The organism is Candidatus Omnitrophota bacterium, from assembly GCA_041653595.1.
GTDB lineage: Bacteria > Omnitrophota > Gorgyraeia > Pluralincolimonadales > Pluralincolimonadaceae > Pluralincolimonas.
Window position 1 is genome coordinate 159509 of the sequence record JBAZFB010000002.1, and the last position, 8200, is coordinate 167708.

General features: G+C 53.1%; 8 protein-coding genes and 1 tRNA gene. All 9 read right to left on the reverse strand.

Going from position 1 to position 8200, the window contains the following annotated elements; all coding sequences use genetic code 11:
- Nucleotide 1 precedes the first annotated feature (1 nt).
- The gene (locus WC317_01840; GenBank protein MFA5338872.1) at nucleotides 2-1294 is read right to left on the reverse strand and encodes a homoserine dehydrogenase; all 1293 of its coding nucleotides are present in this window, start codon (nucleotides 1292-1294) and stop codon (nucleotides 2-4) included.
- Between the two features lie 39 nt (nucleotides 1295-1333).
- Nucleotides 1334-1410 (reverse strand) — tRNA-Pro (locus WC317_01845).
- A gap of 69 nt (nucleotides 1411-1479) precedes the next feature.
- Nucleotides 1480-2484, reverse strand: coding sequence for an NAD(P)H-dependent glycerol-3-phosphate dehydrogenase (locus WC317_01850; GenBank protein ID MFA5338873.1), 1005 nt, complete (start codon nucleotides 2482-2484; stop codon nucleotides 1480-1482).
- Entirely contained in the window at nucleotides 2474-3100 is a 627-nt protein-coding gene (gene plsY, locus WC317_01855) for a glycerol-3-phosphate 1-O-acyltransferase PlsY (GenBank protein MFA5338874.1), read from the reverse strand. Before plsY ends, WC317_01850 begins: the two co-directional genes overlap by 11 nt.
- Before the next feature lies 1 nt (nucleotide 3101).
- Nucleotides 3102-3653, reverse strand: coding sequence for a CDP-diacylglycerol--glycerol-3-phosphate 3-phosphatidyltransferase (gene pgsA / locus WC317_01860; protein ID MFA5338875.1), 552 nt, complete (start codon nucleotides 3651-3653; stop codon nucleotides 3102-3104).
- Between the two features lie 3 nt (nucleotides 3654-3656).
- Entirely contained in the window at nucleotides 3657-4256 is a 600-nt protein-coding gene (gene lepB / locus WC317_01865) for a signal peptidase I (GenBank protein ID MFA5338876.1), read from the reverse strand.
- Between the two features lie 10 nt (nucleotides 4257-4266).
- Nucleotides 4267-6057 (reverse strand): translation elongation factor 4, encoded by a 1791-nt coding sequence (lepA, locus tag WC317_01870; GenBank protein ID MFA5338877.1) that lies wholly within the window; start codon nucleotides 6055-6057, stop codon nucleotides 4267-4269.
- On the reverse strand, nucleotides 6057-7520 hold the full coding sequence (locus WC317_01875; GenBank protein MFA5338878.1) for a phosphoglucomutase/phosphomannomutase family protein: 1464 nt from the start codon (nucleotides 7518-7520) through the stop codon (nucleotides 6057-6059). The genes lepA and WC317_01875 overlap by 1 nt, the downstream gene beginning before the upstream one ends.
- Before the next feature lie 49 nt (nucleotides 7521-7569).
- A partial coding sequence (locus tag WC317_01880; GenBank protein ID MFA5338879.1) for an insulinase family protein occupies nucleotides 7570-8200 on the reverse strand: 631 nt, incomplete at its 5' end.

Sequence of the window (8200 nt, forward strand, 5' to 3'; positions counted from 1 at the left end):
ATTACCTCTCTACCCTTATCGCGACGGTCTTGCGCCTTATCGCCGCCATCCTGTCGATCTCCTCAAGCGCCTGCCTCATATTCTTCTCTTTCGCCTCGTGGGTCATCATGACGACCGGGACGATGCGCGCCGCGCGCCTTTCCTTCTGTCCGACGCTGGCTATCGATATCTTGTGGCGGCCGAGTATCCCGGCGACTTTGGCGAGCACGCCGGGCTTGTCGATGCATGAGATGCGGATATAATAACTCGCCTCGATATCGTCTATCTTCCTTATCTTCTTTATCGATTTGTTCTTCATGTAGATCGGGACCCTGCCGACCGAATTAAACCTTAAATTCCTGGCGAGGTCGATGATATCGCCTACAACCGAGCTTGCCGCGGGGTTCTGTCCCGCCCCGCGCCCGTAGAATAGGGCCCCGCCGACCATGTCGCCGTGGACATAGATGGCGTTATAGACGCCGTTCACGTTAGCGAGCAGGTGCTCTTTCGATAAGAGGGTCGGATGCACCCTTACCTCTATCTCGCTGTCGCATCTTTTTGCGATCGCGAGGAGTTTTATGGCGTAGCCGAATTCGTCTGCATACCTGATATCGTTCTGCGATATATCTAGTATCCCTTCGACGTAAATATCCTTGAGTTTTACCGCCTTCCCGAAACCGAGGAGAGTCAGGATAGCGAGCTTATGGGCGGAATCGTAACCCTCGATGTCGAGCGCCGGATTGCGCTCGGCATATCCCTTCTTCTTCGCCTGTTCGAGGGCGTCGGAGAAGCTCAACCCTTCTTCGGCCATGGCCGAAAGGATGTAGTTCGAGGTGCCGTTCACGATGCCGAGTATGGTGTCGATCTCGTTAGCGACGAGCCCTTCACGCAAAGACTTGATTATCGGGATGCCGCCGCCTACCGAGGCTTCGTAGAAGATATCCACTCCCGCCTTCTTCGCCGCGTCGAATAGCTCTTCGCCGTGTTCGGTTATAAGGGCTTTATTGGCGGTGACGACGTGCTGTCCGCTCTTTATCGCCTTAAGCACGAATTCCTTGGCCGGATGGATACCGCCCACGAGCTCAACGACGATATCGATGTTTGGATTCCCGAGGACCTTATTGACGTCGCTGGTCATAAGCTTCCTGTTTATCTTGATGTTCCGCTTGCGGCGCAGATCGTTATCGCAGATGACCTTAAGCACGACTCGCGCGCCGACCTGCCGCTCTATCTGGGCGGATTTCTGCAATAACGCCTTCGCGACGCCGACTCCTACGGTCCCGAGCCCTATCAGGCCTACGTTGATCTTCTCCATTCTCATTACCTCTTGTTATTCAAACAATTATATCAAAAATGGTCGGGGCGAGCGGACTTGAACCGCTGACCACTTGTACCCCATACAAGTGCTCTACCAAACTGAGCCACGCCCCGGTTTATTCGGATTTAGAAAATAAATTATAGCAGATTTTTGCGAAGGTGTATAGAGGGAAATTACGCAGCTTAGTTATAGCTTTCCGACTTCTTCTTGCGCGTCATGAGGTCGCGGACCGCGGTCTTGGGATCCTTGCCCTTGTATATGATGGCGTAGATCTCTTCCGCTATCGGCATCTCGACGCTGTATTTCTTTTGCAGTTCGTGGCAGGATTCGGCAGTGCCGACGCCCTCGACGACCATCTCTGTCGATTTAAGGACCTGCTCGGGGTTCTTGCCCTTCCCGATCTCCTCGCCAAACCACCTGTTCCTGCCGTGGGTGCTCACACAGGTAGTCACTAGGTCTCCCAAACCGCTGATACCGTAGAATGTCTCCTGTTTGGCCCCCATCGCGATACCGAGCCGGGCTATCTCGACGATACCTCTTACGAGCATGCCGGATTTTGTATTTACGCCGAAACCCATCCCGTCGGATATTCCTGCGGCGATAGCTATGACATTCTTTATCGAACCACCCAGTTCTACGCCTATGAGGTCGGTATTCGTGTATACCCTGAAAGTTTCGGTCATGAAGAGGTCTTGTATCTCCTGCGCGGTCTTTTCGTCTTCTGAAGCGGCGACGACCGTCGTGGGAAGCCCGCGCGCGACCTCGTATGATATCGTCGGGCCGGAAAGGACGCCGATCCTGACTTTCCCGAGAACGTCTTGGACGACCTGGGACATCCTCACAAGAGAACGGTTCTCTATTCCTTTTGAAACGCTGACTAATAGTTTCCCTTCGAGCTTTATGCCTTTCATCCGGCCGGCGACCTCTCTCATGTGCTGCGAAGGTACGGCGAGCACGAGGATGTCTGCATCGCGGACCGCGCCCGCGAGGTCGGAGGTAAGCGATATTGGATCCGGAATTTTAATGCCGGGCAGGAATTTCACGTTCTCCCTCGCGGACTTCATCGTCTCGATGTAATCCGGGAATGCGCCCCACAACGCCACCTTATTGCCCTTGGCGTTTAACATCATCGCCAGGGTCGTTCCCCACCCTCCGTCGCCTATTACAGTTATTTTTTTAGTGTTCATCTTTTTTCCCGAAAGTGAAACCGTGTTCTTCGCCCCGCACCAGCCTCTTTATATTAGGATAATGCTTGTAGACGGTGATCCCGCACATGACCGCGGTTATAAGCACGAATACCGGCGGATACGGCATGACCGCCAGCATTATGGGTATCGAGACCGCGCTTATTATCGAGGCGAGCGAGACGTAGCGTTTCCACGCGAAAATTATTATCCATATCGCTAAGGCTACGAAGAATACGTTCGGCGCCACCCCGATGAATACGCCGGATGAGGTCGCGATCCCCTTCCCGCCCTTGAAACCCAAAAAGACCGTCCAGATGTGCCCGATGATCGCCATACAGCCGAGCATTAGCGCGTAAGTGCCGGGCTCTATAGACGTCACGCCGAGACGGATAAACATCTTCGCGACGAGCGCGACGCAGACCCATCCCTTCAGGATATCGATGACGAGCACCAAAAGGCCCGGGAGCTTTCCTACGACCCTGGCCGTATTTGTCGCCCCGACGTTTCCGCTGCCGTGTTCGCGGATATCGATCCCCTTTAAATATTTAGCGACGAGAAAACTCGTCGGGATCGATCCTATGAGATAGCAGAGTATAAAAGAGGCCGCGATAAGCATGTTATTTTTTCCCGTGCGTCCCGTTCAGGAGCCTTGCCCCGCGCAATATGTAACCGATGCCCGACGCAAGGGTAAATATCACCGCGAGGTACCATATATATTCGGAATGCTTGTATAGCAAAAGGACGCTGATTATCGCCATCATCTGGAAGAAAGTGGTCAGCTTCCCGAGCACGCTGGGCGCTATCTTGATGTCGCCGTTGGTCAGGAAAATTACTACGACGCCTATGGCTATGATTATATCGCGGCTGACTACGATTATGGGAACCCAGAGAGGCAGCTTTATGCTTCCGCTCCAGACCGTAAGCGCGATAAATGACGTTATGAGCAGGAACTTGTCGGCTATCGGGTCCATTATCGTGCCTAGGGGCGTCTTTTGTTTGAGGACGCGCGCCAGGAAACCGTCTATGGCGTCGGTAAGCACGGCTATCACGAATATCGTGAGCGCGATGAATCTCAAATGGTCCTGTTCCGGCTTGTAATAGAGGATGAGGCCTAAAAAAACCGGCGTCAAGAGGATCCTGAGTATCGTTATCTTGTTTGCGATGTTCATACCTTATTTGTCGGTTATGATCTGCATCCTGTTGAACGGCATCAGGACGAAGACCGCCTTTCCTATAAGGCCGCTTTTCGGCACGAACCCCCAATACCTGCTGTCTTTACTGTTTGCGGAATTATCGCCCAGGACAAGGTAAGAATCATTCGGCACGGTTATGGGCTTATCCCCCTGCCAGACATCGCCCCTGTTGTAATAATAGATGCGCCTGAACGCGGGAGGGTCCTCCACTACTTTGCCGTTCAGGACGATCTTGCCGTCCTTGATCTCGACCGTGTCTCCCGGGCCGGCAATGAACCTTTTTATGAACGAGACCTCGGGGTTCGGCGGCGGGGCCTTGAAGACCACGATGTCTCCGGTCTTCGGCTCCCTGAATCCCGGAAGCCGGAAATTTACGAACGGCAGCCGCGGCCCGTAAATGAACTTCACTACGACGATCCTATCGCCGATAAGGAGGGTCGGCATCATCGAGCCGGAGGGGATCTTATAGAACTCGAATATGAAGATCTTGATCACGAACGCCAGGAGAACGGCGACGACGATTATCTCGACCGTCTCCCTGAACCAGGATTTATTTTTCTTGGCCTCTTTATCCGTCATTTTTCTCCCTTTAGAGTTTAAGGACCGCCATAAAGGCTTCCTGCGGTATCTCGACTTTCCCGAACTGCTTCATGCGTTTCTTGCCTTCTTTTTGTTTCTCCCAGAGCTTACGTTTCCTCGTAATGTCACCGCCGTAGCACTTCGCGGTGACATTCTTTCCGACCGGCCTGACCGTCTCCCTGGCGATTATCTTGCTTCCAATCGCTGCCTGGAGCGCGACCTCGAATAACTGCCTCGGGATAAGCTCCTTCAATTTAGTGACGAGCTGGTTGCCCTTAGTATGCGCGTTATCCTTATGGATGATGAACGAAAGCGCGTCGCAGGGCTTGCCGTTTATGAGTATATCAAGTTTGACGAGGTCACTCGGCTTATATTCCTTGAACTCGTAATCAAGCGAGCCGTAACCCCTTGTCATTGACTTTATTTTATCATAAAAATCCACAATAATCTCGGATAATGGGAATTCATAGACCAGCATCGCCCTTGTCGGATCAAGGTATTCGGTTGATATATAGATACCCCTTCTCTCCTGGCATAACTGCATAACGTTGCCGAGCGAATCCGCCGGCGAGATGACGAACGCCCTTATGAAAGGTTCCTCTATCTCATCTATCTCCTGCGGCGCCGGGAGCTTGCTCGGGTTCTCGATCTCGACCGTCTCGCCGCTGGTCTTTATCACTTTATATACGACGCTCGGCGTGGTCGCGATCAGGTTCAGGTTATATTCCCTTTCGAGCCGCTCCTGTATGATTTCCATGTGAAGCAGCCCGAGGAAACCGCAGCGGAACCCGAACCCGAAAGATACGGAGGACTCGACTTCATATATAAAAGAAGCGTCGCTTAGTTCCATCTTTTCGAGCGCGTCCCTGAGGAACGGGAAATCCTTGGCGTTGACCGGGTAGAGGCCGCAGAAGACGAGCGGCCGTACTTTCTTATATCCGGGAAGCGCGTCGGCAGCCGGCCTCCTGAAATCAGTCACCGTGTCGCCGACGTGGACCTCTTTTGGCACCTTAATATTACAGGTGATGTAGCCGACCTCTCCGACCGAGAGTTCATCGACAGCGACAGGCGCAGGCTTGAATACGCCTACCTCTTCTATGTCGTAGACGCGGCCGGTGCCCATCATCTTGATCTTCATTCCCTTTCTGATCGACCCGTTCTTGAGCCTTATATAGACGACGACGCCCTTGAACGTATCGAACGCCGAGTCGATTATAAGCGCCTGCAGCGGATTTTCCGTTTCGCCTTTCGGGGCCGGTATTTTGTCGACGATCGCCTGTATTATCTCGTCCACGCCTATCCCGGACTTGGCGCTGGCCATTATCGGCTCTATCTCAGTCAAATGGAGCGTATCCCTGAGCTGCTGGACCACCCTATCCGGTTCGGCGCTCGGCAGGTCTATCTTGTTTATTACGGGTATGATGACGAGGTTGTGTTCCCGCGCTAGATAAAGGTTGGCGACTGTTTGGGCCTCGACGCCCTGCGCCGCGTCGACGACGAGAAGCACGCCCTCGCATGCGGCAAGCGCTTTTGAGACTTCGTAGGTGAAATCGACATGGCCGGGCGTGTCGATGAGGTTGAGGATGTAATCCTTCCCCCCGGCTGAATGGTTTAATCTCACGGCTTTGGCCTTGATGGTGATGCCGCGCTCCCTCTCGAGGTCCATGCCATCGAGCATCTGGTCGTGAAACTCCCGCTGGGAGATAGCGCCGGTCTTCAAGAGCAGCCTGTCGGCTAAGGTCGATTTCCCGTGGTCTATATGGGCGATGATGCAGAAATTACGGATTAACGACTTATCCATTATTTGATCGTCTTGGACATCCTGTCGACTATGGCAATGAGGTCCTTGGCTTCCTTGTCGGTATGAGCCTCGCTGTATACCCTGAGTATAGGCTCGGTGCCCGAAGGCCTTATCAGGAGCCAACTCTCGTCGTCGAATATGAATTTCAGGCCGTCGTAGGTCTTTATGTCGACGACCTTGCGCTTGAATATCTTCCCTGTGCCTTTTCCCCGCTGATGCGGGACTTCGCCCTGCAGTTTCGAGAAGAGGGCCTTGACAACTTTTTCCCTGGTCTTAAGCGGTATCTCGACGTCCTGCCTGTGATACCTGAATTTGCCGAACTTCTTTTCCATATTTTCTATAAGTTCGAGTATGGGCTTCTTCTCCTGCTGCATCATCTCGACGAGCAAGAGCCCGGTCAATATACCATCCCTTTCCGGGATGTAATTCTTTACGCCTATGCCGCCGGATTCCTCGCCACCGACCAGCACGTTCTCGCGCTGCATCAGTTTAGCGATGTGCTTGAAGCCGACAGGCGTCTCGAAGAATTTCAGGTTGTAATGCTTGGCTATCTTGTTCATGAGCATCGGACCCGCGATATTCTTGACGAGCGCCCCTCTCCAACGCCTGTTCTCTATGAAATGCAGGGCGATGAGGCACATAATCTCTCCCGGGTTGATGAACCTTCCGCCCGGGGCGACCGCGCCTACCCTGTCCGCGTCGCCGTCGGTGGCCAGGCCTATATCGTATCTGCCCTTCTTCATTATCTCCATCAGCTTCGGCATGTTATGCGGCAGCGGCTCGGGCTTTAACCCTTCGAATGTGGGGTTCAGCTCGGCATTGATAATATCTATTTTTACCTTAGTGCCTTTTAAGACGGCCGCGTGATAGCTGTTCCCTGCCCCGTGCATCGCCTCAGCCACCACTTTGAGGCCGCAGTTCTTCAAAAGGTCGAGGTCGAGATACTTCCGGACCGCGTCGAGATATTTCGGCATCGGGTTTATCACCTCGATCTTCTTTGTCCTGACGGCCTCATCGAGCGATATGATCTTTACCTTATTCTTGTATAGGAAGGCCTCGACCTTATGGGTCACGGTCTGGTCCGCAGGAGAGCCGAACGGCGTCTTTATCTTGAGCCCGCTGAACCTTCCCGGGTTATGGCTCGCGGTGATGATGATCCCTCCGTTCAAACCCAGCAGCCTTATATTGTAGCTTGTCGTCGGCGTAGGCGATGGCCTGTCGGAGAGATATGTCTTTATGCCGTTGGCGGCCAATACCTCTGCGACGGCCTGTGCGAATTTATCGGATATGAAACGGGTATCGTAGCCGACTATAATACGGCGCGGCGACTTGAATTCCTTATTGAAATAATCTGCGCACGCCTGCGCGACTATCCGCACATTCTCAAATGTGAAATCCTCGGCTATCAGGCCTCTCCAGCCGTCTGTCCCGAATTTTATCTTCGATTCCTCTGCCCTCTTCATCTTATCTCCTCTGTTGTTTGCGGATCTTGTGCTGAGCATGGGCGAAGCATCACCCGATATGCAGTACTTCTGAAATATTCTTTTCTTCGGACTTTCCCGCGGTCCCGATGACGGCCATGTTCAGGTGCCTGTCGGCGAATACGCGCCCGGCTACCCTTCTCACGTCATCAGGGGTTATCTTCTCGATCTCGGCGACGACTTCCTGCGGCGTGGGGATCTTCCCTTCCGCCGAAAGATGTTCTCCCATCCATAACATCTGGTCAAGCGTATCCTCCAACCCCAGGAGAAGCTGGCCTTTATAGAATTCTCGGGCGCGCTCGAACTCATCCTTGCCCACGGTCTTCTCTTTTATCTTTTTAAGTTCCTTCATTATAAGTTCAGTGGCTTTTATCACATTTTTGTTGTCGAGCCCGGCCGAGACGAGAAAAACGCCTGTATCGTTCAATTTTTTGGTGTGGGTATTTATTTCGTAAGCCAGGCCCCGTTTCTCGCGGATCTCCTTAAAGAGCCTGCTCGACATATTGCCGCCCAGGATTATATTCAGCATCGTCAGGGCGTATTTATCGGGATCGCCGCGCCCGAAAGCGCGGATGCCTATCGCGAGGTGCGCCTGCTCCGTTTCTTTAGAGAGTAACTTGAAATTCGGCCTCTTCTGCGCCTCCGAGGCATTTTTATGGGAG